At 63.4% G+C, this 25,532-nt stretch carries 22 protein-coding genes and 1 tRNA gene; 7 read left to right on the forward strand and 16 right to left on the reverse strand.

What is annotated here, in order from left to right; all coding sequences use genetic code 11:
* Window positions 1–28 precede the first annotated feature (28 nt).
* Window positions 29–1,264: an ROK family protein gene (locus FJ954_RS21385; RefSeq protein ID WP_140662981.1), complete on the forward strand. Its 1,236-nt coding sequence runs from the start codon at window positions 29–31 to the stop codon at window positions 1,262–1,264.
* Between the two features lie 2 nt (window positions 1,265–1,266).
* Here FJ954_RS21385 and phoB read toward each other — a convergent pair whose 3' ends face one another.
* The 8 genes from phoB to FJ954_RS21430 form a co-directional block, all read right to left on the reverse strand.
* Window positions 1,267–1,956 (reverse strand): phosphate regulon transcriptional regulator PhoB, encoded by a 690-nt coding sequence (gene phoB / locus FJ954_RS21390; protein WP_010911896.1) that lies wholly within the window; start codon window positions 1,954–1,956, stop codon window positions 1,267–1,269.
* Between the two features lie 19 nt (window positions 1,957–1,975).
* Window positions 1,976–2,683, reverse strand: a complete 708-nt coding sequence (phoU, locus tag FJ954_RS21395; protein WP_140662983.1) for a phosphate signaling complex protein PhoU — start codon at window positions 2,681–2,683, stop codon at window positions 1,976–1,978.
* 25 nt (window positions 2,684–2,708) lie between these two features.
* On the reverse strand, window positions 2,709–3,512 hold the full coding sequence (gene pstB, locus FJ954_RS21400) for a phosphate ABC transporter ATP-binding protein PstB (protein ID WP_140509733.1): 804 nt from the start codon (window positions 3,510–3,512) through the stop codon (window positions 2,709–2,711).
* Window positions 3,509–4,360 (reverse strand): phosphate ABC transporter permease PstA, encoded by an 852-nt coding sequence (pstA, locus tag FJ954_RS21405; protein WP_140662985.1) that lies wholly within the window; start codon window positions 4,358–4,360, stop codon window positions 3,509–3,511. The genes pstB and pstA overlap by 4 nt, the downstream gene beginning before the upstream one ends.
* Before the next feature lie 3 nt (window positions 4,361–4,363).
* Complete coding sequence (gene pstC / locus FJ954_RS21410; RefSeq protein ID WP_140662986.1) at window positions 4,364–5,347, reverse strand: phosphate ABC transporter permease subunit PstC; 984 nt, start codon at window positions 5,345–5,347, stop codon at window positions 4,364–4,366.
* A gap of 66 nt (window positions 5,348–5,413) precedes the next feature.
* Entirely contained in the window at window positions 5,414–6,469 is a 1,056-nt protein-coding gene (gene pstS / locus FJ954_RS21415; RefSeq protein ID WP_140662988.1) for a phosphate ABC transporter substrate-binding protein PstS, read from the reverse strand.
* A 531-nt stretch (window positions 6,470–7,000) separates the two neighbouring features.
* Window positions 7,001–11,551 carry a PAS domain-containing protein gene (locus tag FJ954_RS21420; RefSeq protein ID WP_181177884.1) on the reverse strand — a complete coding sequence of 1,517 codons (4,551 nt, stop codon included), beginning with the start codon at window positions 11,549–11,551 and terminating at the stop codon, window positions 7,001–7,003.
* A gap of 605 nt (window positions 11,552–12,156) precedes the next feature.
* Window positions 12,157–12,393, reverse strand: coding sequence for a hypothetical protein (locus tag FJ954_RS21430; RefSeq protein WP_015315381.1), 237 nt, complete (start codon window positions 12,391–12,393; stop codon window positions 12,157–12,159).
* A gap of 274 nt (window positions 12,394–12,667) precedes the next feature.
* Here FJ954_RS21430 and FJ954_RS21435 point away from each other — a divergent pair, with 274 nt between their 5' ends.
* Window positions 12,668–12,883: a hypothetical protein gene (locus tag FJ954_RS21435; RefSeq protein WP_140616727.1), complete on the forward strand. Its 216-nt coding sequence runs from the start codon at window positions 12,668–12,670 to the stop codon at window positions 12,881–12,883.
* A gap of 103 nt (window positions 12,884–12,986) precedes the next feature.
* Here FJ954_RS21435 and FJ954_RS21440 read toward each other — a convergent pair whose 3' ends face one another.
* The 4 genes from FJ954_RS21440 to FJ954_RS21455 all read right to left on the reverse strand — a co-directional run bounded on the left by FJ954_RS21440 (window position 12,987) and on the right by FJ954_RS21455 (window position 15,141).
* Window positions 12,987–13,352: a hypothetical protein gene (locus FJ954_RS21440; RefSeq protein WP_140662992.1), complete on the reverse strand. Its 366-nt coding sequence runs from the start codon at window positions 13,350–13,352 to the stop codon at window positions 12,987–12,989.
* A 796-nt stretch (window positions 13,353–14,148) separates the two neighbouring features.
* Window positions 14,149–14,223: transfer RNA gene (locus tag FJ954_RS21445), tRNA-Glu, on the reverse strand.
* A gap of 90 nt (window positions 14,224–14,313) precedes the next feature.
* On the reverse strand, window positions 14,314–14,721 hold the full coding sequence (locus tag FJ954_RS21450) for a VOC family protein (protein WP_015315378.1): 408 nt from the start codon (window positions 14,719–14,721) through the stop codon (window positions 14,314–14,316).
* Window positions 14,722–14,757: 36 nt separating this feature from the next.
* On the reverse strand, window positions 14,758–15,141 hold the full coding sequence (locus FJ954_RS21455) for a fimbrial protein (protein WP_140662994.1): 384 nt from the start codon (window positions 15,139–15,141) through the stop codon (window positions 14,758–14,760).
* 26 nt (window positions 15,142–15,167) lie between these two features.
* On the opposite strand from FJ954_RS21455, the gene FJ954_RS21460 reads away from it, so the two are divergent.
* Together FJ954_RS21460 and rpoH are read left to right on the forward strand one after the other, a co-directional pair.
* Window positions 15,168–16,223, forward strand: coding sequence for an RluA family pseudouridine synthase (locus tag FJ954_RS21460; protein WP_015315376.1), 1,056 nt, complete (start codon window positions 15,168–15,170; stop codon window positions 16,221–16,223).
* Window positions 16,224–16,413: 190 nt separating this feature from the next.
* Window positions 16,414–17,325 (forward strand): RNA polymerase sigma factor RpoH, encoded by a 912-nt coding sequence (rpoH, locus tag FJ954_RS21465; protein ID WP_015315375.1) that lies wholly within the window; start codon window positions 16,414–16,416, stop codon window positions 17,323–17,325.
* 86 nt (window positions 17,326–17,411) lie between these two features.
* Here the strand turns inward: rpoH and FJ954_RS21470 are convergent, their stop codons facing one another.
* From FJ954_RS21470 to FJ954_RS21485, 4 genes are all read right to left on the reverse strand, one after another.
* A complete protein-coding gene (locus FJ954_RS21470; protein ID WP_140616705.1) occupies window positions 17,412–18,284 on the reverse strand; it encodes an MBL fold metallo-hydrolase in 873 nt (290 codons plus the stop codon).
* 145 nt (window positions 18,285–18,429) lie between these two features.
* On the reverse strand, window positions 18,430–19,089 hold the full coding sequence (locus FJ954_RS21475) for a peroxiredoxin (RefSeq protein ID WP_015315373.1): 660 nt from the start codon (window positions 19,087–19,089) through the stop codon (window positions 18,430–18,432).
* Between the two features lie 208 nt (window positions 19,090–19,297).
* A complete protein-coding gene (locus tag FJ954_RS21480; protein ID WP_015315372.1) occupies window positions 19,298–19,663 on the reverse strand; it encodes a cell division protein ZapA in 366 nt (121 codons plus the stop codon).
* A gap of 11 nt (window positions 19,664–19,674) precedes the next feature.
* Window positions 19,675–19,947, reverse strand: coding sequence for a DUF4164 domain-containing protein (locus FJ954_RS21485; protein ID WP_015315371.1), 273 nt, complete (start codon window positions 19,945–19,947; stop codon window positions 19,675–19,677).
* A 261-nt stretch (window positions 19,948–20,208) separates the two neighbouring features.
* On the opposite strand from FJ954_RS21485, the gene tkt reads away from it, so the two are divergent.
* From tkt to FJ954_RS21500, 3 genes are all read left to right on the forward strand, one after another.
* Window positions 20,209–22,200: a transketolase gene (gene tkt / locus FJ954_RS21490; protein ID WP_140662995.1), complete on the forward strand. Its 1,992-nt coding sequence runs from the start codon at window positions 20,209–20,211 to the stop codon at window positions 22,198–22,200.
* Window positions 22,201–22,413: 213 nt separating this feature from the next.
* Window positions 22,414–23,424 (forward strand): type I glyceraldehyde-3-phosphate dehydrogenase, encoded by a 1,011-nt coding sequence (gene gap / locus FJ954_RS21495; RefSeq protein WP_015315369.1) that lies wholly within the window; start codon window positions 22,414–22,416, stop codon window positions 23,422–23,424.
* A 186-nt stretch (window positions 23,425–23,610) separates the two neighbouring features.
* Window positions 23,611–25,491 carry a potassium/proton antiporter gene (locus FJ954_RS21500; protein ID WP_140662997.1) on the forward strand — a complete coding sequence of 627 codons (1,881 nt, stop codon included), beginning with the start codon at window positions 23,611–23,613 and terminating at the stop codon, window positions 25,489–25,491.
* Window positions 25,492–25,532 lie beyond the last annotated feature (41 nt).

The following is a 25,532-nucleotide window of genomic DNA, read 5'->3' on the forward strand; positions in this document are numbered from 1 at the left end:
AAGAACCGCGGCGACGGGGAGGGAAATCATGTCGGTCGGAATCCGCCACGACGATCTGCGCCGGCGCAACCGCGCAATGGTGATTGGAGCCGTGCGCCGGGGTGGCCAGCCCTCGCGCACTGAGATCGCCGCCACCACCGCCCTGAGCCACTCGACCATATCGGCGATATCAGCCGACCTGATCGGCGAAGGTATCCTGAGCGAAGGCAAGCCGAACGAGGCCGGCTCACTGAAACGCGGCCGGCCGCAGGTGGGCCTTTGTCTCAACCCCGAGGCCGCGGCGGTCATGACCGTGGTGCTGTCGCTGAATTTCCTCTCCGTCGCCGTCATCGACTACGCCGGCCAGGTGATATCGGAGGAGCAGCGCCGGCTGGACACGCTGACCATGTCGCGCGAGGCGCTGATCGGCGAATGCGTGGCCATCGTCCGGCGCCGCCTCGAGGATCCCGACCTCGATGTCGCCAGCATTGCCCGCATCGCGCTGGCGATCCAGGGCATCACCGACACCGAGGCGCGCGCCATGCTGTGGTCGCCGATCACGCCGCAGACGGACATTGCCTTCGCCGATATACTCGAAGCCGAATTCGGCATCCCCGCCACCATGGAGAACGACTGCAACATGATGGCTGTGGCGCTGCGCTGGCGCGACCCCGAGCGCTACCGCGACGACTTCATCGCCATCCTGCTCTCGCACGGCATCGGCATGGGCCTGGTGCTGAAGGGCGAGCTGTTCACCGGCACCCATTCCTCAGGCGGCGAGTTCGGCCACATGATCCATCGCCCCGGCGGCGCGCTCTGCCGCTGCGGGCGGCGCGGCTGCGTCGAGGCCTATGCCGGCAACTATGCCATCTGGCGTAATGCAGGACAGATGGGTGAGGACGCCAAACCGGTCGACGTCAGCGACGCCGACATGCGCGCATTGGCGGCCACGGCGCGCGAAAGAGACGGACCGGAGCGCGAGGCCTATCGCAAGGCCGGCGAGGCGCTGGGCTATGGCCTTGGCAGCTTGTTCGCGCTGATCGATCCGGCGCCGGTTGCGATGGTCGGCGTCAGCGCCGCCGCCTTCGATCTGATCGAGCCGGCCTTGCGTGAGGCCATCGCCCAGACCGCCGGCGGCCAGCATTCGACGTCGATTTCCTTCGATACAGAGCCGAACGAATTGCCGCTGATCCGCGAGGGCTGCGCCATGCGCGCGCTCACCTTCGTCGACCAGGAGATCTTCGCGCCGGGCGTGCAGGTGAGATCCGGCAAGAACGTGGCCTGATCTCAATCCTCGCGGATTGCGTAGCCCGCGCCACGGATGGTGCGTATCACATCGGGCATGCGGCCATTGTTGACCGCCTTGCGCAGGCGGCCGACATGCACATCCACGGTGCGCTCGTCGATGTAGATCGTCTCGCCCCAGACATTGTCGAGCAACTGGCTGCGCGAGAACACGCGGCCGGGATGGCGCATCATGAATTCGAGCAGCCTGAACTCGGTCGGTCCGAGCCGGATCTCGCTCTTCTTGCGATAGACCCGGTGCGATTCGCGGTCGAGCACGATGTCGCCGACCTTGAGCACGCTGGACAGCACTTCCGGTTTGGCGCGGCGCAGCAGCGCCTTGACCCGGGCCATGAATTCCGGCGTCGAGAACGGCTTGACCAGATAGTCGTCGGCGCCGGTCGAGAGGCCGCGCACGCGATCGCTCTCCTCGCCGCGCGCCGTCAGCATGATGATCGGCAATCGCTCCGTCTCGGGCCGCATGCGCAGGCGCCGACAGAGTTCGATGCCGGAAACCGCCGGCACCATCCAGTCGAGCACCAGCAGGTCGGGCACGTTTTCCTGGAGGCGTATCTCGGCTTCGTCGCCGCGTGTCACCACCTCGACCTGGTAACCCTCGGACTCCAGGTTGTAGCGGAGGAGCACGCCCAGCGGCTCCTCGTCCTCCACCACCATGATGCGTGGCGCGATCATCGATCGATCATCCCTGCCGTCAAGCCGCCGGCACCGACATCGCCGTCTCGTCCTGCTTCGGACGATTGGCGGGCAGTTGCGTGCCGGTCAGCACATAATACGCATTCTCGGCGATGTTGGTCACATGGTCGCCGATGCGTTCGAGATTCTTGGCGCAGAACAAAAGATGCGTGCAAGCCGTGATGTTGCGGGGATCCTCCATCATGTAAGTCAGGAGTTCGCGGAACACCGAAGTGTATTTGACGTCGATGCGTTCGTCGTCATTCCTGAGCTTGGCGAGGGCGGCGGCATCGCCGGCCGCATATTCCTCGACGACGCCCTGCACCTGGATCAGCACCAGCTGCGCCATGGAGTCGATGGAATGCGACAAGTCGCGCGGCGTGGCGGTGAGGCCGACCGAGCCGACGCGCTTGGCGATGTTCTTGGCAAGGTCGCCGATGCGTTCGAGATCGCCCGCCATGCGGATCGAGCCGACGACATGACGCAGATCGTCGGCCATCGGCTGGCGCTTGGCGATCAGGGTGATGGCGCGATCATCGAGTTCGCGCTGGCGCGCGTCCATGATGGCGTCGTCGGAGACGACGCGCTGTGCCAGCGCGTTGTCGGAATTCAGCAGCGCCTTGGTGGCGCCGCCGACCATCGTGCCGGCGAGATCGCCCATGTCGCTGATCAGCTTGCTGATCTGTCCGAGATCCTCGTCGAAGGCTGCGACTGTGTGTTCGGCCATGATCCTGGTCCTCGTATGCGTGAGATCAGCCGAAGCGGCCGGTGATGTAGTCCTGCGTGCGCTTCTCGCGAGGCGACGTGAAGATCTTCTCGGTCTTGTCGAATTCGACCAACTCGCCCAGATACATGAAAGCCGTCTGCTTCGAGACGCGCGCGGCCTGCTGCATGTTGTGGGTGACGATGACGATCGTGTAGTCGGCCTGCAACTCGTCGATCAATTCCTCGATCTTGGCGGTCGACAATGGGTCGAGCGCCGAGGCCGGTTCGTCGAGCAGGATGACCTCCGGCTTGACCGCCACGGTGCGGGCGATGCAAAGCCGCTGCTGCTGGCCGCCCGACAGGCTGAGGCCGCTGGCATTGAGCTTGTCCTTGACCTCGTTCCACAGCGCGGCGCGTTTCAACGCCTGCTCGACACGGCCGTCCATCTCGGCCTTGCCGATCTTCTCATAGAGCCTGACGCCGAAGGCGATATTCTCATAGATCGACATCGGGAACGGCGTCGGCTTCTGGAACACCATGCCGATCTTGGTGCGCAACAGGTTGAGGTCCTGCGAGCGGTCGAGAACGTTCTGGCCGTCGAGCAGCACCTGACCCTCGGCGGTCTGCTTGGGGTAGAGCTCGTAGATGCGGTTGAAGACGCGCAGCAGCGTCGACTTTCCGCAACCCGACGGTCCGATGAAGGCCGTCACGCTGCGCTCGGGCAGCGACAAGGTGATGTCCTTCAGCGCCTTCGACTGGCCGTAGTAGAAATTGAGGTTCTTGACCTCGATCTTCGCCTTGGCGGCTGCCTCTGTCGCAATCGTCATGTCTGGAGACAACATCTGGCTCATTTGTCCTCTCTGCGTCCGGTCAGGCTGCGCGCAAAGATGCTGAGCGCGAGAACCGTCAATGTGATTATGAGTGCGCCGGTCCACGCCAGTTGCTGCCATTCCTCGTAAGGGCTGAGAGCGAACTGGAAGATGGTCACCGGCAGGCTGGCCATCGGCGCATTGAGATTGCTCGACCAGAACTGGTTGTTGAGCGCCGTGAAAAGAAGTGGCGCCGTCTCGCCGGAAATGCGGGCAATGGCCAGCAATATGCCGGTGACGATGCCGGACATCGCCGCGCGGTAGGCCACCGAACGAATCACCACCCAGCGCGGCGCGCCAATCGCCGTGCCGGCCTCGCGCAAAGCGTTCGGCACAAGGTTGAGCATGTCCTCGGTGGTACGCACCACGACGGGAATGACCAGGATGGCCAGTGCCACGGCACCGGCGATGGCCGAGAAATGTCCCATCGGCCGCACCATCAATTCGTAGACGAACAGGCCGATGATGATTGAGGGCGCCGACAGCAGGATGTCGTTGATAAAGCGCACCACGGTGGTGAGCTTCGAAAAGCGGCCATATTCGGCCATGTAGGTGCCGGCCAGCACGCCGATCGGCGTGCCGACGACGATGCCGATAATAGTCATCACGATGCTGCCGTAGATGGCGTTGAGCAGGCCACCGGCATCACCGGGCGGCGGGGTCATTTCCGTGAACACTGAGAGCGAAACGCCCGACAGGCCCTTATAGAGCAGCGCGCCGAGGATCAGCGCCAGCCAGGCAAGGCCGATGCCGGCGGCGACGACGCAGAGCGTCATCATCACGCCGTTCTTGCGCTTGCGGCTCTGGTGAAGCGATGCGGCTGTCGACATCGGTCAGACTCCGGTACGGGCATCGATGCGCATCAGCATGTAGCGGGCGATGGCAAGGATGAGGAAGGTGATGACGAACAGGATCAGGCCGAGCGCCACCAACGAGGAAGTGTAGAGATCGCCGACGGCTTCGGTGAATTCGTTGGCGATGGTTGCCGAGATCGTCGTTGCCGGCGCGAACAGCGAGGCGCTGATCCGGTGGGCGTTGCCGATGACGAAGGTGACCGCCATGGTTTCACCGAGTGCACGGCCGAGGCCGAGCATGACGCCGCCCATGATGCCGATGCGGGTGTAGGGGACGACGACCCGGCGTGTTACCTCCCAGGTCGTGCAGCCAATGCCGTAGGCGGACTCCTTCAGCACCGGCGGCACCGTATCGAACACATCCTTGGTGATCGAGGTGATGAAAGGCAGGATCATGATGGCCAGGATCATCGCCGAGGTCAGCAGGCCGATCCCATAAGGAGGCCCGGCAAACAGGCTGTTAAGGCCGGGAATGCCGTGGAACACGTTGATGATGAAAGGTTGCACTGTCGTCTGCAGGAACGGTGCCAGCACGAACAGGCCCCAGATGCCGTAGATGATCGAGGGGATGCCGGCCAGCAGTTCCACGGCCATGCCGATCGGGCGCCGGAGCGGACGCGGGCAAAGCTCGGTGAGAAAAATGGCGATGCCGATACCGAGCGGCACAGCGATCAGAATGGCGATGGCCGAAGTGATGATGGTGCCATAGATCGGCGCCAGGGCGCCGAATTTCTCGGTGACGGGATTCCAGCTCTCGGTGGTCAGAAAGGAGAAGCCGAAGGTCGACAGTGCCTGCCAGGAACCGGCGAACAGCGAGATAGCGACGCCGCCGAGCAGCACCAGCACGAGAATGGCGGCGGCGCGGGTCAGCCCATGGAAGATCGAATCGGTCAACGCGAACCGTCTGACGGTGGCGTCGCGTGAACCTCGAATGGCTGGCAAGGCTTCGTGGGCAGCGCTCATGTCAAGCTCGGCTCTTTGTGTTGATTGAAAAGGAGCGCCGCGGGGCGGCGCTCCTCCAGAAAGATATTACTCGCCGGCGTAGACGGGCTTGCCGTCGGCCTTGATGTCGGCCTTCCACGAAGCCTTGATCAGGTCGACGACGCTATCGGGGATCGACACATAGTCGAGCGCCTTGGCGGTTTCCTTGCCGTCCTTGTAGGCCCAGGCAAAGAACTTGAGCGCTTCGCCGGTGGCCGCGGCATCGTCCGGGGTCTTGTGGATCAGCACCCAGGTCGAGGCAGCGATCGGCCAAGTGGCGTCGCCCGGCTCGTTGGTGATGATGACGTTGAAGTTCTTGGCGCCCTTGAAGTCGGCGTTCGAAGCAGCCGCGCCGAAGGATTCGAGCGACGGCTCGACGACCTTGCCGGCGGCGTTCAGCATCTTGGAGTAGGAGAGATTGTTCTGCTTGGCATAGGCATATTCGACATAGCCGATGCCGCCGTCGGTCTGCTTGACGGTGTTGGCAACGCCTTCGCTGCCCTTGGCGCCGACGCCGGTCGGCCATTCGACGGCCGTATCCGAGCCGACCTTGTCCTTCCAGTCGGGCGAGAGCTTCACGAGGTAGTCAGTGAAGTTGAAGGTCGTGCCCGAGCCGTCCGAACGATGAACGACGGCGATAGCGGTCGACGGCAGGGTGAGCGAGGGGTTCAGGGCCTTGATCGCGGCATCGTCCCAGGTGGTGATCGCGCCGAGATAGATCTGGGCCAGCGTCTTGCCGTCGAGGACGAGTTCGCCCGGCTTGATGCCCGTGAGGTTGACGATCGGCACGATGCCGCCCATCACCATCGGGAACTGCACGAGGCCGTTCTTTTCGAGATCGGCGTCGGACATCGGCTTGTCGGTGGCGCCGAAGGTCACGGTCTTGGCGATGACCTGCTTGATGCCGCCGCCCGAGCCGATCGACTGATAGTTGAGGCCGATGCCGGTGTCCTTCTTGTAGGTGTCGGCCCATTTGGCGAACACCGGATAGATGAAGGTCGAGCCGGCGCCGGAAAGGTCAGCTGCCATTGCTGCGGAAAGGGTGAGGGTGGACGCCGCAGCCATTGCAATCGCAACGGCCGCCGAGCGGATGAAATGTCTCATGTGGCCTGCTCCTGTTCGGAAGATGGTCTCTCGGCGCCACTTCTTGCCGGCGCCCGCTGAGGCCAATAGCCTTCGATTATAACAGTCGCATGACAGTTTCATGTCAGCCCGGTAACGCGTTGCCGGTAACGCGAAAGACGCCGGTCTCGGGCGCTCGCGGCGCGGTCCGAGTTTACCGCCGGAATCAGGGGCTTGAGCCCTCCGACCGGCTGAGATCACCCCGGACTCGACCAGGCTTTCCCAAATGAAGAAAATCCGGACGGGAGCGCGTTGCTCGCAGCCAGAGCGTGTCATGGCCGGGCCATCGCCAAAAACAGGTCCGTTGGGGTAGAGTGACACTGTTTCTTGCAGGCGGTCGCTGCTCCCGCCCGTAACTGAGAAGAGCGGAATTCGATTTCGCTATTGTTCCGGCTGGACACCGGCTTTGATATGGCGCGATCGCACCATAGTCATTGCACGCAGCGGTAGCAGCGAATCTCCTGCTGATTCCTTGATTGCCTCGCCGGACCCGCAATCCAGGCGACGCGGGCTCTATCCCGCGTTGCGGTGGACCTGACGGCCGGCGCCGACCCAGCGCTCGACCTTCTCGAGCAGGGCCCTGGGGCTGATCGGCTTGGGCAGATAGTCGTCCATGCCTGCCTCCAGGCAGCGCTCGCGGTCGCCCTTGAGCGCATGCGCGGTGACGCCGACGATCGGCACATGCGTGCCGGTCTCCTGCTCCAGCAGGCGGATCGCGGCCGTCGCTTCGAGACCGCTCATCTCCGGCATCGAGACATCCATCAGGATCATGCACGGATTGAGCGTGCCGAAGGCGTCGAGCGCCTTGCGGCCATTGCCGACGATCTCGAAACCATAGCCGGTCTCGCCGAGGATTTGCGTGAACACCATCTGGTTCACCTCATTGTCCTCGGCCACCAGTATATCCAGCCTGTGCCCGCCGGCCGTCGCAGGCAACCTGGGGCGAACCTGTGGCAGCTGCAATTGCGCGCGCTGCTCGGATGGCGCAAGGGGCGGCGGCCGGGAAGCCTCGGACGCCTCGCCCGCGAGCGGTTGAACGGCGTGGCCGCTGGTGGCGTGGCGATGGCGCTGGATGGTCGCGACCAGTGTTTCCAGGAGCACCGAGGAGCGCGCCGGCTTGATCAGCTGGGCGTCGATGCCAAGATCGCGGTAGCTGGTGTTGGCAAGCGACTGGTCGACCGATGTCAGCATGATGATCGGCGTGTCCGCGAGGCCCTCGGTGTTGCGCACGATACGCGCCATTTCGGCGCCGCTCATTTCAGGCATCTGGTAGTCGAGCACGACGCAGTCGACCGCCACGCCATAAGCTGCCGCGGCGATCAGCACCTTGAGACCTTCGGCGCCGCTTTCGGCCGCGCAGGAATCGAACGTCCACGAGGTCATCTGCTCGGTCAGGATGGCGCGGTTGACGGCGTTGTCATCGACGATCAGCACGCGTGCGCCCGTCACGTCCACCGGCGTGATGCGCTGCCCGCTCTGCTGCCCGGCCCCTGGCAACGTTACGGTGAACCAGAAGGTCGACCCCTTGCCTTCGGCGCTCTCGACGCCAATGTCGCCGCCCATCAGGTCGACCAGCCGCGAGGTGATGGCAAGGCCAAGCCCGGTGCCCTCGTGGCGCCTTGTCGAGGACGTATCGACCTGGCTGAATTTCTCGAACACCAGTTTCAGTTTTTCCTCGGGGATGCCTATGCCGGTGTCGGTGACCGAGATCGTCAGCCTGGTTCCCGTCGGAACCCGTTCGCCGGTCACGTCGACCAGCACGTGGCCTTCATCGGTGAACTTCACCGCATTGCCGAGCAGGTTGGTGACGATTTGCCGGATGCGGCCGACATCGCCGATGAACAGGCTTTCGAGCCGTGGCTCGATGCGCACGATGAGCTCGAGATCCTTTTCCTTGGCCCGTGTCGATACCAGCGTCGCCACGTCCTCGATCGCCTCGGCGAGATTGAAGGGCGCCGGGTCGAGCACCAGCTGGCCGGCATCGATCTTGGAGAAATCCAGGATGTCGTTGATGATGGTCAAGAGCGCGTTGCCCGATTTGACGATGATGTCGGTGAATGTCTTCTGCTTGGGATCGAGATTGGATTTGGCCAGGAGTTCAGCCATGCCCAGTACGCCGTTCATCGGCGTGCGGATCTCGTGGCTCATATTGGCGAGGAACTCCGACTTGGCGCGGTCGGCGAGCACGGCGCGCCGGCGCGCCTCGCTGAGCTCCGCCTCGCGCTGCTTGAGTTCCGTGATATCGGTGGTCGAACCGATCAGGTAGAGCGAACCGTCGGAGGCGATCATTGCGCCCTTGCGGGCGAACTGATGCCTGACGCTGCCGTCTGGAAGGCGCACCGTCTCCTCGATCTCCTGGGTCTCGCCGGTACGCAGCACGGCGAGATCGCTGGCCACAAAGGCCTCGCCATCCGGCCCGAAGATCTCGACGTCGGTCTTGCCGGTCGCCTCCTGCTTGCTGAAGCCGGTGAGATCGCACCAGCCCTTGTTGACATAGAATTGCCTGAGGTCAGAGCGCTTGGCGTAGATCGACACCGGCACGTTGTCGATCAGGCTGCGGAACACCTCGTTCTCGCGCATGCTCTCTTCCAGAGCTTGCTCGCGCGCCTTGACATCGGTGATGTCGGTGCTGGATCCGACCAGATGCACCGATCCGTCCGTGGCCACCAGGCGGCTCTTGCGCGTCATCAACTGCCGCACCGTTCCGTCACGATGAGTGACGGGCTCCTCGACCTCGCGCACATTGCCGTTCGTCACGACATCGGTGTCGTCCTGGCTGAAGCCCTCCGCTTCCTCGCCGTTGAACAGCTGACGGTCGGTCCGGCCGATGACGTCGTCCTTGGCGAGACCGGTCAGCGCGCACCAGGCCTTGTTGACGAATTCGATGCTCAGGTCCTGCGCCTTGATGAAGGCGGCTACCGGCAACTCGTCCATGACATGGCGGAAGAGATCGATCTGGCGCATCGAGTCATGAAGCGCCGCCTCGCGGCTCTTGAGGTCGGTGATGTCGACGCGCACCCCGATGAACGTGCCGTCGCCTGTGCGCATATCGTAGACCTGGTACCAGCGGCCATCCGCATTGAGGCGCTCATAGGAGGAATTCGGCAGACGGTAACGCGCCAGGATGCCGTCAAGCCAGCGTTCGGAATCGCCTTCGTACAGGCTGTCGATCCCAGGATCGCCACTCGAACGGAAATAACCCACCGAATGGCCGAACTCCAGCGCTTCGCGGAAGGTGCGGCCGGGCTGCCACAAAGGCTTCAGCGCCGGCAACGTATCCTGCAGCCTGTGGTTGGCGAAGACGAACTTGTCGTCGCGGTCGTAGATGATGACCCCCGCCGGCAGCGATTCCAGCACGCTGGCGAGATGCTTGCGCGCATCTTCGGCTTCGGTCTCGCGCCGCTTCATGTCGGAGATGTCGAACAGAAAGCCGGCGACATAGTCGCGGCCGCTTGCCATGCGGACGCGGTTCTTCCTGACGATACGCGAACGGGTGCCGCCGCCGGCCTCGAAGCTTTCTTCCACTTCGTATTGCTGTCCGCCGGCCAGCACCTCGCGTTCGCTGCTTTCGAACAGCGCGACCTCGTCCGGCCCGAGGAAATCGCTTCCCGGCCTGCCAAGCATGGCTTGCGGCGCCTGCTTGAACAGCGCCGCGAAGGCCTCGTTGACGAAGACGAAGCGCAGATTGTCGTCCTTGACGAAGATCGGATCCTTGACCCCGTTGATTACTGCTTCCGCCAGCCGCGCCTTTTCCAGCGCTTCGGCAAGTTCGGCCTCGCGATCCTTCATGTCGGTGACATCGACATAGGAAATGAACCGCTTGCCGCCGGCCAGCGGCGCCATCGACGAGATCAGCGTCCTGCCGTCATTGCGCGGGAACTGCCTCGCTCCAGCTGTGCCGGCTCTGATTTCAGCCTCGCGTTCGGCGACATGCCGGTGCCATGTCGCGTCGTCCGAACCATACGGGTCGATGTCGCGGCTGGCTTCCATCAGATCGCGGAAGCTGCAGCCGGTCTCGGCGCGCCGGGCGTCGATCTGCCAGAAATCGTAAAAGGCGCGGTTGATGACCTCGGCACGCATGTCGGCATCGAGGACAAGAACACCGATCGGCATCTGATCGACCATGGTGCGGAGATTGGCGAAAGTCTCGGCTATCTTGGCGTTGGCATTCTCGATTTCGGCGTCCCGCCGCTTGACCTCAGTGACCTCATAGTAGGTCAGCAGGCGTTTGCCTCCCGACAGAGCCGTGACGGAGAACATCATGGTGCGCCCGTCGGTGTGGGCAAACTCCCGAGGTGCGACGGTGCCGGCCTTGATCTCTTCGATGCGCGTGGCGAGGTAGCGCTGCCATTGCTCTTCGTCGATGTCGCCATAGATGCCGTTGCGGCGATTGAGTTCCATCAGCAGGCTGAACGGCGCGCCTACCGTCACGGCCCCGTCCGGAATCCTGGAGAGATCGCGGTAGGCCTTGTTGACGATGAGCGTATCGAGCCTGGCGTCCAGAAGCACGACGCCCATATGCATGGCATCCATCGTCCGCTCGAGATCGGCGAGATGCTGGACGGCATCGCCGCCAGCCGCCGGCTGCATGGCCTCGAAGGCGCTGGCCAGCGCGGTGACGTTGCGGCCCAGGCCGCGATAGCCGACGAATTTTCCTTCGCTGTCGAAACGCGGGAAGCCTGACGTTAGCACCCAGCGGCAGTCGGGGCGGCCTCCCTTCAGTTCGTAGACGAAGTCGCGGAACGGCCGGTGCGCCTGCAAATCCTCCAGATGCGCCGCCGCACCGCGGTTGCCCTTCAGGACCTGGTTGAGAAAATCGAAGCGGAACCGGCCAAGCACCATTGCCGGATCGATACCGGTCGCCGCCTGGTAATCTTGGGAAAGCCAGGAAAAGCGCAATTCCGCGTCGGTTTCCCAAATCCAGTCCGAGCCCGCTTCGACGAGTTGGCGCAGCGCGTCGGCGCAATCCATGTCGGCGCCGGATGGCCCATCGCCGCCATGCGCGGCTGCCTTGCCGGGCTTGCGCTTGCCGCGCACGCCGATTGCTTCGTCCGATTCCGCCATGCTGTCCCCACCCCGAAAATCAAGGCCGAACCCTCCCTCCGCGGTCCGTCGGCGGAATGTGCCGCAGAAGCATTAACGATCCGCTAACCTTAACGGCGCAACCGGCCTGTTCCTGCTGCGTTATTCCGTCCGGTTGTGGCGCGGAGCAAGGCCGCGCTATAAGCATGCGCAGGGGTGTTGCTAATGTACGGACGGATAGGGCCTTTCTTGCTGGGCGTGGCGCTGCTTTTCGGCGGCGGCTGCTCTCGCAGCTATGACGGCACGGTGGTTATTCCGCGGCCGCTCGACGCCAGGCGGATCTGGGACCGGCCGCCGCCCAATGTCGACTACCAGCCGCAGGTCGACAACGGCGCCTTTCCGGGGCCACCCCAGCCTCCCGGGCGGTTTTACGAGCGCAGAGTCGTTAAACCTGCGCCTCACAGACGGTCTCAGACCAGGGCGTCACCGCCCTCTCCTCCGTCATCGGGGCCAGAAAAACAATTGGCATGCAGGAACGTAAGCGCTCCCGGCCAAAGAGTTCGCATGGTCTGCGACTAATAAAACAAAGATCTAAAGCGCGGCGCCTGAATCCGCTTTGACGCGACGTGCTTTGGAACAGTTCGGTTCTATAGCGTTGCCGCGCCCTTCCTCGGTTCCTTGGCGCCGAGCTTGTCGAGCGCAAGCCGAACCTGGCGCAGATCGTCCTGCCAGCCGTCATCGTCGCCCATCGGGCTCTCCGACGCCGCCCGTTGCAGCCCGCGCGCCTCGGACTCGATCTTGCGCAATTCGGCGATCTTCTGGTCGGTAGTCAGGGAGCCGTCTTCGACGATCTCCAGTACCCGCATTTCCCTGAACGTGGCCATGGCGCTTCTCCCTGCCTGATATCGACCAAAACGCCGGGAAGCGAGCCCCTGTTCCGAAGACGGCCGTTCCGGCGAAACACTCGTGGGTCATTCAGCCGGGAAAAAGGCGGGGCCGACCACACGCACGGTCCGGTGGCCGGCCTCGATCGACTCGAGCTGGTTGCGGCCGTCGGCGGGCCGATGCGTCGAGCCTGCGATCAATCAGGCGTTACCGGTGTCCGGCGCTGAAACCTTTGCCCGTGCTGCTGCGTTGAGGCGCAAAGGAGAACGCGGGATGTCGATGCATTTCACCGTATCGGAGCTGACAAGAAGCCTTTTTCACTCCCTCGGGCTGGATCACGGGCGTGCCCCACGGCCGCTCAACCCCGAGCAAAACCTGTTGCTGGAGTGCTATCTGGCCGGGCAGATTCCGGAGTCGGCCTGGAGCGACTACGTCTTCGAGACCCCGGATCTGGCACGGCATGCCGAAGCACGGCGCCTGAGCCATTGATCTGCGGCGATCGGGGGAAAACGACACCCGACCCGGTTCTCCGGTTCGACGAACCACCCGTGCCGATGCCCGCTCCATGGCAGGCGTTCTTTGGGCGTTACCGCTATTGCTTGGGCGAAACGAATTGCTGCGTGAACACGTTGCCGGCAATCCCTTGCGACAGCTCCGGCGATAAACTCAGCGGCGTGCAATTCTTCACCGCCGCTATTGCCGCATCGATGAACGCCTTACGTGCCTTGTCGTCGCCAGCCACGTTGGCGGCGGTTGGTCGCGGCGGCCCTATCAGAGTACCGTCGCGCTTGAAACTGAAACTCAGGGTTACAGTCGAATCTCCGGCACCGGCAGGCGGTGTCCAGCAGGACTGGATCGCGGTCCCGACATCGTCCATGGTGTTGAGCGTTGCGGCAGATGCGCATACGACACCTGCCGACATCACACCCGCAATCGCCAGTTTTGCAGCACGTTTCATCGCAAGCCCTCATCGTCACGACGGTCCGGCAACCCGCCGGACTGCTGTGATCGATGGTAGAGCCGACATGGGCAATGACAATATCCCTTGCCAAAAAGTTGTTCGAAGAAAGCCGACTGCGAAGCCGCCCTGGCGCCTGGCCGATGCGAGCCATGTAGCCCGAAAAAGCAAAAAGGCCGGCACGGAGCCGACCTTTCCTTTCCGCCTCGACAACTGCGCCAGTACATCCGTGGTCGCAGGCTGAAAGCGAATTGTCCCCAGTAGACAGGCCATTGGTAAACCAAACCTTAACCTGCCTGCCGTCCCCACCCGCAAGGCTAGGAATAGATGGCCGCGAACTCCATGATTGTCGCGATATGACGGCCTACGCGACGGCCCTGAACTCGGTTTCTGGTATCGTTCCAAGCCCGGCACACTGCGCGCATATCATGGTCTTTCCCGGGCAACCGCTTTGATGTGTCCCGTGCGGGCAGCAATACCCTTTTGAGGTACGCCATCTCGAGCAGTCGAAAACCTTTCCACCGCCATGGCAGTGCGTGCATGTCGTCCCAACAGAGGCCATTCCAAACTCTACCCGACCCGAAACCCGCGTTGCCGCGAAAGCTATTCCCGCACCGCAAGTATCAGGGATCGCAGTGCTTTCAAGCGTCGCGGCTTGACTTAAATTGGGTGGATTCGGGGTATGGGAAGCCCGGGCTCTCGCAGGCTTTGCGTGCTCTTTCGATGTATGCAGAGCCCATGCGGGACGGGTCCGAAACTGCAGGATTGTCTGGAGGTCAACGACAGGACCGTTGCCTGGTACGCCCAAGGGGAATCGAACCCCTGTTCCCGCCGTGAGAGGGCGGTGTCCTGACCGCTAGACGATGGGCGCGCTCAAGAAGGGGCGATATAGGCTGACGGCCGGGAAAAAGCAACTGGGGTTCGGCGGCTTTGCCGCATCGAATGAAAAGCCGCCCCCGCGTTACCGTTTCGGCTGGATCAGGTCCCACAGATTGCCATGCAGATCGGCGAAAACCGCCACCGTGCCATAGGCTTCGTGACGCGGCGCCTCGCGGAATTCGACGCCCTTGTCCAGCATCGCTGCATGGTCGCCGGCAAAATCGTCGGTTTCGAGGAAGAGAAAAACCCGGCCGCCGGTCTGGTTGCCGATGCTTTTCCTCTGCGTCTCGTCGGACGCCTCGGCCAGCAGCAGCCTGGCGCCCTGCCCGTCTGACGGCGCGACCGTGACCCACCGCTTGCCGCCGCCGAGATCGATATCCTCCGTCAGCGTAAAACCCAGCCGCTCGACATACCAGGCGATCGCCTCGTCATAGCTGGCGACGACCAGCGCCACTGTCGCGACACGACGATGTTCGGCGAAGCCGGTCATGTCCGTGGCAAATGTGTTTGCCGCATTGGCGCCTGCCTATTTGTTGCGGATCGCAAAACGGCCAATCAGGCGGCGCTCGGCGATATCGTAGACGAAGATCGCACGGCTGCCGTCGGCAAGCTCGGCGTCGATCGAAAGGCGGCTGCCCGACAGTGACTGACCGACCACCCTGGCGCCAACCGGCAGCACGATGTCCCCGCTGAGCGGTTCGCCGGCGGGCACCTGGACGTCGCCGGCCAGCGGCGGGTTCACCGGCGTTGCTTTGCGTGATTTGTAGACAATCGCCGCGATCACCACCATAAGAGCCAGAAAGAGCAGGCCGAGATTGATGGCCATGAAGCGGATGAGCTTGCCGCGCAGCTTGTCGACTTCGGGGGCGAGCGGCTTTTCCTGCTCTTCATCGGCATCGGGCCGGGCCATGGCAAACATTCCGGAATGGTTTTTCGATGAGCGCTCATAGCGAAGAGGCCCCCGAATTGATAGAGGACCTGTTGATAGAGGCCGCGCCCACCTTGCTGGTCGCCGGCGCGGATGCGGCCGGCCAACGGCTCGATCAGTGGCTGGCGGCAGCCCTTGGCCCGGACATGTCACGCAGTCGCGTGCAGATGCTGATCAGGCAAGGCGCCGTCGTCATCGACGGCAAGCCGGTCGCCGAAACCAAGCGCAAGATGCGCGCGGGCGAAAATGTGTCCGTAGCCATGCCGGAACCGGAGCCGGCGCAGCCGCAGGGCGAGAACATTGCGCTCGACGTGCTCTACGAAGACGACGAGTTGATCGTCATCAACAAGCCGGCGGGGCTCGTCGTGCACCCCGGCGCCGGCAACTGGACCGGCACGCTGGTCAATGCGCTGATTCATCATTGCGGCGACAGCCTGTCAGGCATTGGCGGGGTGCGCCGCCCGGGCATCGTCCATCGCCTCGACAAGGAGACCAGCGGCGTCATGGTGGTCGCCAAGACCGACCGTGCCCACAAGGCTCTGTCGGAGGCGTTCGCCGACCACGGCCTGACCGGCGATCTCGAGCGCGCCTACCTGGCGCTGGTCTGGGGCATACCGCAGAGGCCGACCGGAACGATCGATGCACCGCTTGGCCGCGCCTCCGACCGGGTTCGCCGCGCCGTGGTGCCGGAAGGCCGCGACGACGCACGCCACGCGGTCACCCGTTTTGCCGTGCAGGAGCGTTTCGGCGAGGGCCAGCGGGAATTCGCTGCCGCTAGCCTCGTCGAATGCCGGCTGGAAACCGGTCGCACCCACCAGATCCGCGTCCACATGGCCCATATCGGCCATCCCGTGATTGGCGACCCGGACTACGGGCTAGCCTTCCGCACCAAGGCCAATCGGCTGCCCGAACCGCTGAAACGCCAGGTCGAGGCATTTTCCCGGCAAGCTTTGCATGCATGGCTCCTTGCATTTCGGCACCCGACTACCCATCTAACGATGAGGTTCGAGGCGCCGTTACCGGGGGACATGGAGGAACTCGTCGGCGGCTTTCGCAAGCTCTGAACCTGCCATCAAAAAACCTGAGTGGCATTGTTCACTTCAGCGTGACACACTGTTTCGTGTTGAACAAATGCCTGTCTTTTCTGGTTTTGTTCCTGTATAAGATCTGTTGTCGCGAGCGAGCCTTTTGGTGTTCGCGTCACATGCCTGCCGCGTTTCGGGGGCATCACTCCAATAGAGAGGGGGCGCTATCATGGCCCAGTCATTACCCAGTATCGTTTCCGGTGAAGGCGGCCTCAGCCGCTATCTGGAAGAAATCCGCCGCTTTCCCATGCTTCAGCCGCAGGAAGAGTACATGCTCGCCAAGCGTTACGCCGAGCATGAAGACACCACGGCCGCGCACAAGCTCGTCACCAGCCATTTGAGGCTCGTCGCCAAGATCGCCATGGGCTATCGCGGCTATGGCCTGCCGATCGGCGAAGTGATCTCGGAAGGCAATGTCGGCCTCATGCAGGCCGTCAAGAAATTCGAACCCGAGCGCGGTTTCCGTCTCGCCACCTACGCCATGTGGTGGATCAAGGCCTCGATCCAGGAATACATCCTGCGCTCGTGGAGCCTGGTCAAGATGGGCACGACCGCCAACCAGAAGCGTCTGTTCTTCAATCTCCGCAAGGTGAAGGGCAAGATCCAGGCGCTGGACGATGGCGACCTCAAGCCCGACCAGATCGCCGAGATCGCCACGCGGCTGAACGTTTCCGAGGCCGAAGTGGTGTCGATGAACCGCCGTCTGTCCGGCGACGCGTCACTCAACGCGCCGATCCGGGCGACGGAAGGCGAGTCCGGCGAATGGCAGGACTGGCTGGTCGACGACCACGAAAGCCAGGAAGAGATGCTGATCGAGCAGGACGAGCTGGAAAACCGGCGCGGCATGCTGTCGGGCGCTCTGGCCGTGCTCAACGATCGCGAGCGGCGCATCTTCGAGGCGCGCCGCCTCGCCGAGGAGCCGCTGACGCTCGAGGAACTGTCGGCCGAGTTCGACATCAGCCGCGAGCGCGTGCGGCAGATCGAGGTGCGCGCCTTCGAGAAGGTGCAGGATGCGGTCAAGGCCGCCGCCAAGCGCCAGATGCAGGCGCTGCGCACCATCGAGGCACAGCCGGCGGCTTAAAGCCGGCTTCGCGCAGGAAGTAGCAGGGCGGCGTCAGGAAACTGGCGCCGCCTTTTTTGTACGCCGCAGCCGGGACGACGGTTGCCTCAAAGCGAATCCAGCGGAAATTTGAGGTAGCGCCGGCCATTGGCTTCCGGCTCCGGCAGCCGCCCCCCATTGATGTTGACCTGCAGCGCATGCAGGATCAGCCGCGGCATCGGCAATGTGCGATCGCGCGCCTCGCGTAGCGCGACGAACTCGGCCTCTGTACGCGCGGCGACAAGATGGATGTTGGTCGCCTTCTGCGCCGCGACCGTGCTTTCCCACATCGGTTCGCGCCCGCCGGCCTGGTAATCATGGCCGACGAACAGCCGGGTTTCCTCCGGCAAGGCCAGGATGCCCTGGATCGAGCGCCACAACCGCGCGGCGCTTCCACCGGGAAAATCCGTTCTTGCCGTGCCGCTGTCGGGCATGAACAGGGTGTCGTGGATGAAGCCGGCGTCACCGATCACATAGGTGATCGATGCCAATGTATGTCCAGGCGAGAACAGCACCTTGACCGGAAGGGTTCCGATCCGGAAGGTCTCGCCCTCGGCGAACAGCCTGTCCCATTGTGAGCCGTCAGCCGGAAGGTCCGGCCAGTTATAGATCACCTTCCACAGTGCCTGGACGTCGACGACCCTGTCGCCGATGGCCATCGGCGCGCCGGTCCTCTGTTTCAGGTAATGCGCCGCCGAGAAATGGTCGGCGTGGGGATGGGTATCGAGGATCCACTCGAGCTCCAGCCCGTTTTCCCCAATGAAATCGAGCAAGCTATCCGCGCTCATCGTACTCGTCGCGCCGGATTTTTCATCGAAGTCGAGGATTGGATCGATAATGGCGCATCGCTTCGTCGCCAGGTCAGCGACGACATACTGGATGGCCCCGGTCGGCTTGTCATAAAAGCCGCTGACCAGCGGCTTCGCCAAAGTTATCTGCACGTCCGGCTTCCCCAGACCTAGCCGGCAGGAACGATTTTCTCCGCCGGAACCCACCGTGAGCATGGTTGTCCGCCCCGACGAACCAGTCAAGCATGACTTGGTTCGCAGGAGCGGAAAACGCCGGAAACCATTCCGGCGTGCTGGCTCAGGCGGAGGGCTGCTTGGTCTTCCTGAGATAGGGCAGGATGGTCTCGTAGGCGCCGAAGCGCTTGATCGCATCCTCGTTGGAAACGGCGGCGGTGATGATGACGTCCTCACCTTGTTTCCAGTTCGCCGGCGTCGCCACTTGATGCTTGGCGGTGAGCTGCATGGAATCGACCGCCCGCAGGATCTCGTCGAAGTTGCGCCCCGTGGTCATCGGGTAGGTAAGCACCAGCTTGATCTTCTTGTCCGGCCCGATGACGTAGACCGAGCGCACGGTGGCGTTGTCGGCGGGTGTGCGGCCTTCCGAAGTTTCGCCGGCGCCGCCTGGCAGCATGTCATAAAGCTTGGCGACCTTGAGGTCCTTGTCGCCGATCAGCGGATAATGCACCGAATGGCCGGTCGCAGTCTTGATGTCGTCCTGCCATTTGCCATGGCTTTCGACAGGGTCGACCGAAATGCCGATGATCTTGACGTTGCGCTTCTTGAACTCACCCTCGAGCCCGGCCATCGTGCCAAGCTCGGTCGTGCAGACCGGCGTGAAATTCTTCGGATGGCTGAACAGGATCGCCCAGCCGTCGCCGATCCAGTCATGGAATTTGATGGCTCCCTGCGTGGTCTCGGCGGTGAAGTCCGGCGCGATATCGTTGATACGAAGACTCATGACCTATCCCTACCCCTTGTGAATGTGGCCGGATCTTCGCCGCCCGGCGCCCGGCACCTGATCGTAGCACCGCAGCGCGACTGATTAAACGCTGGAGATGACGGCCATTCACTCGATGGGCAAAAATTTTTCCCCACACGCGGGATCAGGCCAAAAATACGTCGTGGTATCGGGCATGAGACAAGCGGCAGGGATCAGCGAAGACGCCTCAGGCCTTGTTGATTGCCAGCGTCGCCGACAAATCTTCCATACGCTGCGCCAGGGCGCCGAGCGCGCTGGTCAGCACGCTGTCGCTCTTGTCGGCCTTGGTCAGCGCCTCGTCGCGCGTCTTGCGCAAGGTCAGCACTTCGCTTTCCATGCCCTTGACGCGCTTCTGCAGCTCGGAAAGCTCGTCCATCACCATGATGCCGGCCATGACGGTCAGCCGCTGGTCGCCGATCTCGCCGAAGGAATCCTTCAGGTGCGAGACATAGCGGTCGAAACGCTCGGCGAGATCAATCAGATGCTCTTCCTGGCCCTCGTCGCAGGCCATGCGGTACTGCTTGCCGTCGATTGAAACCGTGACCTGTGCCATCGGGCCAGCTCCTATCTGTCCAACACGGCGCGGATGGTTTCCATCGCGGTCACCAGCCGTCGCGACACTTCCTTGTTGGCGTCTTCCAGCCGTTCGGCGCGCGCTTCGGAATTGTCGAGTTCCTGCGCCAACCGCGAGCGGTCGGCATTCATCCGCTGTACTTCGGCCTCGGCTTCCGAATAGTCGCGTTCATGCTCGAGCTTGGCCGCGACGGCGTTTTCCAGCCCTTCGATGGCCTTGCTCAGCCTGGCGATCACTTCCTTGAGCGTGGTTTCCCCGGTCATGGCTTCGTCCTGTGCCCTGCCCATCACCGAATCGTTCGCGTTCAGAACGGGTTATCCCGGAAACATTAGGCACCGGGTGAAGGCAACGTCAATAAAGCTCTCGCGACTGTCCCCCGCTAACGCTAAAGTAGGTCCACCGCCGACATCACAAGACCGGCAAATCTGCACCCGATTTGTTGACTAAAAGCCCGCGCCTGCTATGTGTCGCGCACCCTTTTCAAGGGCTCTCCCAAGCCCCCAAACCCCCACCCTGGAGGTACCATGACGTCGCGTGAACAACATGACCGGATGGCCAATGCGATCCGTTTTCTCTCCATGGATGCCGTCGAGAAGGCGAATTCCGGCCATCCCGGCCTGCCCATGGGCTGCGCCGACATTGCCACGGTGCTGTTCACCCGCTTCCTGAAATACGATCCCAAGGCCCCGCATTGGGCCGACCGTGACCGCTTCATCCTGTCGGCGGGCCATGGTTCGATGCTGCTCTATTCGTTGCTGCACCTGACCGGCTACGAAGACATGACCGTCGACCAGATCAAGCACTTCCGCCAGTTGGGCTCGAAAACCGCCGGCCACCCCGAATATGGCCACGCCACCGGCATCGAGACCACGACCGGCCCGCTGGGCCAGGGCCTCGCCAATTCGGTCGGCTTCGCGCTCGGCGAGCGCATCATGAACGCCGCGTTCGGCAACGACCTTGTCGACCACTACACCTATGTGCTGGCCGGCGACGGCTGCCTGATGGAAGGTGTTTCCCAGGAAGCCATCGCCCTTGCCGGTCACCTCAAGCTCAACAAGCTGATTGTCTTCTGGGACAACAACAACATCTCGATCGACGGTCCGGTGTCGCTCGCCGACAACACCGACCAGGTCGCACGCTTCCAGGCCTCCGGCTGGAACGCCAGCCACATCGACGGCACCGATCCGGAAGCGATCGCCTATGCCATCGAGGCCGCCCGCCATTCCGACAAGCCGACGATGATCGCCTGCAAGACGACCATCGGCTTCGGTGCTCCGACCAAGGCCGGCACCAACAAGGCGCACGGCTCGCCGCTCGGCCCAGACGAGATCGCTGGCGCGCGCAAGTTCTTCAACTGGGACTCGCCGCCCTTCGAGATCCCGGCTGACATTCTCGATGCCTGGCGCACCGCCGGCAAGGCCGGCGTCAAGGCGCGCACGGATTGGGAAGGCCGTCTGGCCAAGGCCGATCCGAAGCTGAAGGCCGAGTTCGAGCGCCGCACCAGTGGCAAGCTGCCGGCGAATTTCGACGCCGTCATCGCCGACTACAAGAAGAAGCTTTCAGCCGACAAGCCGAAGGTCGCGACCCGCAAATCGTCGGAAATGGCGCTGGAAGTCATCAATGGCGCGGTGCCGGAAACCATCGGCGGCTCGGCCGACCTGACCGGCTCCAACAACACCAAGACCAGCCAGACCAAGAACATCACGCCGGACGATTACGGCCAGCGCTATGTCCATTACGGCATCCGCGAACACGGCATGGCTGCCGCGATCAACGGCCTGACGCTGCATGGCGGCCTTATCGCCTATGGCGGCACCTTCCTGTGCTTCTCCGACTACGCCCGCCCCTCGATGCGGCTTGCCTCGCTGATGGGCATCCGCTCGATCTTCGTCATGACCCATGATTCCATCGGTCTGGGCGAAGACGGGCCGACCCACCAGCCGGTCGAGCACATGGCGGCCCTGCGCGCCATTCCCAACCACAATGTGTTCCGTCCGGCCGACGCGGTGGAAACCGCCGAATGCTGGCAGATCGCGCTCGAATCCGAAAAGACGCCGTCGACCCTGGCGCTGACCCGCCAGAACCTGCCGACGGTGCGCACCGAGTTCACCGAAAAGAACCTGAGCAGCCAAGGGGCCTATGAGCTCGCCGCCGCCAGCGGCGAGGCCGCCGTGACGATCTTCGCCACCGGTTCCGAGGTCGAGATCGCGCTTGGCGCACGCGACCTTCTGGAAAAACATGGCCATCCGACCCGTGTCGTTTCGGTGCCTTGCTTCGAACTGTTCGACAAGCAGACCGACGCCTATCGCAAGAAGACGATCGGCGACGCACCGATCAAGATGGCGATCGAGGCCGGCATCCGCCAGGGCTGGGATCATCTCATTGGCTCGGACGGCATCTTCATCGGCATGACCGGCTTCGGTGCGAGCGGTACGATCGAACAGCTTTATCCGCATTTCGGCATCACCGCCGAGGCGGCCGCCAAGGCGGCGGAAGCCCGCCTGCACGGCAGGTGAGGCCCCGGCATGTCGCCCAAAAGTGTGTCGCGGTCTTGAGATAACGACATGCACGAAACAAAATACCCGGCGAGATCGCGTGAAAAGCGGTTTTGCCAGGCTGGCCCAACCTAATCGATTTAAATCCAGCCCGCTGCGGCTGGATTCTTTGCCCGTCCGCCGCTATGAAGCTGCGGATCAATCGTCTGCCCTCCAGCTCCCCGGGAGAGAAAAATGACTGTCAGAGTTGCCATCAACGGATTTGGCCGCATCGGCCGCAACATCCTGCGCGCCATCCATGAGTCCGGCCGCAAGGATATCGATGTCGTCGCCGTCAACGATCTCGGTCCGGTCGAGACCAACGCCCACCTGCTGCGCTTTGACAGCGTGCACGGCCGCTTTCCGCATGAAGTGTCGGTCGACGGCGACCAGATCAGCGTCGGCAAGGAGAAGTTCAAGGTCACCGCGATCAAGGATCCGACGCAGCTGCCGTGGAAGGAACTCGGCATCGACATCGCGCTCGAATGCACCGGCATCTTCACCGCCCGCGACAAGGCCGCCGCGCACCTGACCGCCGGCGCCAAGCGCGTGCTGGTCTCGGCGCCCGCCGACGGCGCTGACTTGACCGTCGTCTACGGCATCAACCACGACAAGCTGACCAAGGACCACATCGTCATCTCGAATGCGTCCTGCACCACCAACTGCCTAGCGCCGCTGGCGGCCGTCCTGCATGAGACGGTCGGCATCGAAAAGGGCATGATGACGACGATCCATTCCTACACGGGCGACCAGCCGACGCTGGACACCATGCACAAGGATCTCTACCGCGCCCGCGCCGCCGCCCTGTCGCAGATCCCGACCTCGACCGGTGCCGCCAAGGCGATCGGCCTCGTCCTGCCCGACCTCAAGGGCAAGCTCGACGGCATCTCGATCCGCGTGCCGACGCCGAACGTTTCGGTCGTCGACTTCAAGTTCATCGCCAAGCGCTCGACGACGGTGCAGGAAATCAACGAGGCGGTCATCGCCGCCTCCAACGGCAAGCTGAAGGGCATCCTCGGCGTCACCCATCACCCGAACGTGTCGATCGACTTCAACCACGATCCGCGTTCCTCGATCATGGCGCTCGACCAGACCAAGGTGATGGACGGCAACTTCGTTTCGGTGCTGTCCTGGTACGACAATGAATGGGGCTTTTCCAACCGCATGGGCGACACCGCGGTCGCTTTCGGCAAGACCATCGCCTGATCGAAGATCGATCTTCCCGACACTCGAAACGCCCGGCCTCTTCCGGGCGTTTTCATTTGCCGGAGCAGCAACGCGAAAATCGGCGGCGCCGGGCAAAAAACCACCCTCCCGCCTTGCACTGGTCACGCCTTCGCCCCACTCTGCCGTGAAGCCAGGAGGCAGAGGAATTCGAGGGGCAAATCACGGATGGAGCATGCGATCTATCTCGTTACGCTGGTCGGCACGGCGCTTGTTGTCGCCGCGGCGTTTTCGAGCCTGATCGCCTTTCGCTTCGGCGCCCCGCTCCTGCTCCTGTTTCTGTGCATCGGGCTCGCCACCGGGACCGACGGGCTCGGCATCCAGTTCGACAATGCCCGCATCGCTTATTTTGCCGGCTCACTGGCGCTCGCCGTCATCCTGTTCGATTCCGGTTTCGGCACGCCACTCAACGCCCTGCGGCAGGCGGCAGGACCAGCCCTGTCGCTGGCGACCTTCGGCGTCCTTCTCACCACTGGCCTGTTCGGCGCCGCCGCCTACTACCTGCTCGACCTCAGCTGGCTGGAATCCTTCCTGCTCGGCGCAGCTGTCGCCTCGACCGACGCGGCGGCGGTGTTCTTCCTGCTGCGCGCCGGCGAGATCAATTTGCGCGAGCGCGTGCGCTCCACGCTCGAGGTGGAATCGGGCACCAATGATCCGATCGCCATCTTCCTGACCATCACGCTGGTCGAGATCATCGCCGCCCACGCCAACCCCGAAGCCAATGTCCTGGTCACCAATCTCATCCTCGGCTTCCTCATCAACATGGGGCTTGGCGCGATCGTCGGCGTGCTCGGCGGCCTCGCCATCGTGCGCCTTGTCGACCGGCTCAACCTCGACCATGGCCTGCTGCCGATCTTCGTGCTGACCCTGTCCTTGATGGTCTTTGCCGCCGCCGGTGCCATCGGCGGCTCCGGCTTCCTGGCGGTCTATATCGCCGGGCTCATCGCCGGCAATTCCGACATCCGCGCTGTCACCATCCTCAAGCGCTTCCAGGACGGCATGTCGTGGCTGGCGCAGATCATCATGTTCCTCATCCTCGGCCTGTTCGCGACGCCCTCGCAGTTCCCGGCGATCATGGTGCCTGCGATAGCGCTTGGCCTGTTCCTGATGTTCGTCGCCCGTCCTGTCGCGGTCTGGCTCTGCCTGGTCCCGTTCCGCCTGCCGCGTCCCGAAGTCGCCTTCGTCTCCTGGGTCGGCCTGCGCGGCGCCGTGTCCATCCTGCTCGCCATCACACCGCTGCTCGGCGGGCTGGAAAACGGCCGCACCATCTTCAACGCCGCCTTCATCATCGTTCTGGTGTCCCTGGTCATACAGGGCTGGACCGTCGGCCCGCTGGCGCGGCGCCTCGGCCTGATCGTGCCGGCCCGGCTCGGACCGCTGGACAAGGTCGAACTGGAACTGCCCGGCTCCGCGCATCACGAACTCCTTGCCTATCGTGTGGCGCCGGGCAGTCCGGTGGCGCGCGGCGAACGCATCCCGCGCTGGGCGCGGCCCTCGCTGGTGCTGCGTGACGGCCGCTCGATGCGTTTCCAGGACATGGGCCGGCTCGCCGCCGGCGATCAAGTCTACATCTTCGTGCCCGATCGCTATCCCCCCCTGCTCGACAAGCTGTTCGCCAGCCGCGCCGTCGTCGATCCGGAAGATGCCGATTTCTTCGGCGCATTCGCCGTCGATCCGGCGCGATCCGCCGCCGAACTGGAAGCCGCCTATGCGCCCGGTCTCAGCGAGGCCGAGCAGAAACAGACCGTCGGTGCCTTGGTCACGGCGCGGCTCGGCGGCCATGCCGAATATGCGGACCGCGTGCTGCTTGGTCCGATCGAGCTGATTGTGCGCGACGTCGACGACAAGGGCAAAATCACCGGGCTCGGCCTGTCCTTCGAGCCGACCGCGCCGGTGGCGCGCGTACCTGTCTTCCTGAGCGCCGGCGAGATCGGCGACCGTCTCGCCGCCTTTATCCGCAGCTGGCGCAAGCCGGCTGAGGCGCGGGGGGCCACACAGGCGGATGACACCCCTGAGCCCCCGGTCGAGAAAGCGTCGGCCGAAAGCTGACGCGGGCGACCGTTCGCCCCCTGACATAGGCCGGGCGGTCT

This window comes from Mesorhizobium sp. B2-3-15, assembly GCF_006442875.1.
GTDB lineage: Bacteria > Pseudomonadota > Alphaproteobacteria > Rhizobiales > Rhizobiaceae > Mesorhizobium > Mesorhizobium australicum.

Bases quoted from the DNA above. Each gene is read 5' to 3' on its own strand.
- FJ954_RS21385 (WP_140662981.1), top strand. From the start codon at position 29: ATGTCGGTCGGAATCCGCCACGACGATCTGCGCCGGCGCAACCGCGCA.
- phoB (WP_010911896.1), bottom strand. From the start codon at position 1,956: ATGATCGCGCCACGCATCATGGTGGTGGAGGACGAGGAGCCGCTGGGC.
- phoU (WP_140662983.1), bottom strand. From the start codon at position 2,683: ATGGCCGAACACACAGTCGCAGCCTTCGACGAGGATCTCGGACAGATC.
- pstB (WP_140509733.1), bottom strand. From the start codon at position 3,512: ATGAGCCAGATGTTGTCTCCAGACATGACGATTGCGACAGAGGCAGCC.
- pstA (WP_140662985.1), bottom strand. From the start codon at position 4,360: ATGTCGACAGCCGCATCGCTTCACCAGAGCCGCAAGCGCAAGAACGGC.
- pstC (WP_140662986.1), bottom strand. From the start codon at position 5,347: ATGAGCGCTGCCCACGAAGCCTTGCCAGCCATTCGAGGTTCACGCGAC.
- pstS (WP_140662988.1), bottom strand. From the start codon at position 6,469: ATGAGACATTTCATCCGCTCGGCGGCCGTTGCGATTGCAATGGCTGCG.
- FJ954_RS21420 (WP_181177884.1), bottom strand. From the start codon at position 11,551: ATGGCGGAATCGGACGAAGCAATCGGCGTGCGCGGCAAGCGCAAGCCC.
- FJ954_RS21430 (WP_015315381.1), bottom strand. From the start codon at position 12,393: ATGGCCACGTTCAGGGAAATGCGGGTACTGGAGATCGTCGAAGACGGC.
- FJ954_RS21435 (WP_140616727.1), top strand. From the start codon at position 12,668: ATGTCGATGCATTTCACCGTATCGGAGCTGACAAGAAGCCTTTTTCAC.
- FJ954_RS21440 (WP_140662992.1), bottom strand. From the start codon at position 13,352: ATGAAACGTGCTGCAAAACTGGCGATTGCGGGTGTGATGTCGGCAGGT.
- FJ954_RS21450 (WP_015315378.1), bottom strand. From the start codon at position 14,721: ATGACCGGCTTCGCCGAACATCGTCGTGTCGCGACAGTGGCGCTGGTC.
- FJ954_RS21455 (WP_140662994.1), bottom strand. From the start codon at position 15,141: ATGGCCCGGCCCGATGCCGATGAAGAGCAGGAAAAGCCGCTCGCCCCC.
- FJ954_RS21460 (WP_015315376.1), top strand. From the start codon at position 15,168: ATGAGCGCTCATAGCGAAGAGGCCCCCGAATTGATAGAGGACCTGTTG.
- rpoH (WP_015315375.1), top strand. From the start codon at position 16,414: ATGGCCCAGTCATTACCCAGTATCGTTTCCGGTGAAGGCGGCCTCAGC.
- FJ954_RS21475 (WP_015315373.1), bottom strand. From the start codon at position 19,089: ATGAGTCTTCGTATCAACGATATCGCGCCGGACTTCACCGCCGAGACC.
- FJ954_RS21480 (WP_015315372.1), bottom strand. From the start codon at position 19,663: ATGGCACAGGTCACGGTTTCAATCGACGGCAAGCAGTACCGCATGGCC.
- FJ954_RS21485 (WP_015315371.1), bottom strand. From the start codon at position 19,947: ATGACCGGGGAAACCACGCTCAAGGAAGTGATCGCCAGGCTGAGCAAG.
- tkt (WP_140662995.1), top strand. From the start codon at position 20,209: ATGACGTCGCGTGAACAACATGACCGGATGGCCAATGCGATCCGTTTT.
- gap (WP_015315369.1), top strand. From the start codon at position 22,414: ATGACTGTCAGAGTTGCCATCAACGGATTTGGCCGCATCGGCCGCAAC.
- FJ954_RS21500 (WP_140662997.1), top strand. From the start codon at position 23,611: ATGGAGCATGCGATCTATCTCGTTACGCTGGTCGGCACGGCGCTTGTT.